The organism is Pseudonocardia sp. MH-G8, assembly GCF_002262885.1.
GTDB lineage: Bacteria > Actinomycetota > Actinomycetes > Mycobacteriales > Pseudonocardiaceae > Pseudonocardia.
In genome coordinates, this window is the sequence record NZ_NKYF01000078.1 from 1 (window position 1) to 566 (window position 566).

General features: G+C 68.2%; 1 protein-coding gene. It reads right to left on the reverse strand.

All coding sequences use genetic code 11. The features are described 5' to 3' along the window. Positions 1-566 (reverse strand): molybdopterin oxidoreductase family protein (locus CFP66_RS46905; RefSeq protein WP_158228487.1); only part of this gene is annotated, 566 nt, incomplete at both ends.

Genomic DNA, 566 nt, shown 5'->3' on the forward strand with positions numbered 1-566 from the left:
GAGGTGGCGGGCAGGATCACGTCGGCGAACTCGGCGGTCTCGGTGAAGAAGATGTCCTGCACCACCAGGAACTCCAGCTTCGACAACGCCTTGCGGACCTTGTTGATGTTCGGGTCGGACATGAACGGGTTCTCACCCAGCATGTACATGCCGCGCACCCCACCGGCCAGGATCGAGCCGATGATCTCGGTGACGGTCAGACCGCGGTCGGGGTCCAGCCCGGTCACCCCCCAGGCGTGTTCGAACCGCTCACGCACGCCCGGGTCATCGGCCTGCTGGTAGTCGGGGTAGAACATCGGGATCAGCCCGACGTCCGAGGCGCCCTGCACGTTGTTCTGCCCGCGCAGCGGGTGCAACCCCGACCCGGGCTTGCCCACGTTGCCGGTGATCGCGCACATCGCGATCAGGCAGCGGGCGTTGTCGGTGCCGGTGGTGTGCTGGGAGATCCCCATCCCCCAGTAGATGATCCCCGCACCCGCACCGCCCCACAGCTTCGCGACCTCGGTGATCTGCTCCGCCGGGGCGCCGGTGATCTGCGCCGCCCGCTGCGGCGGGTAGTCCGCGAC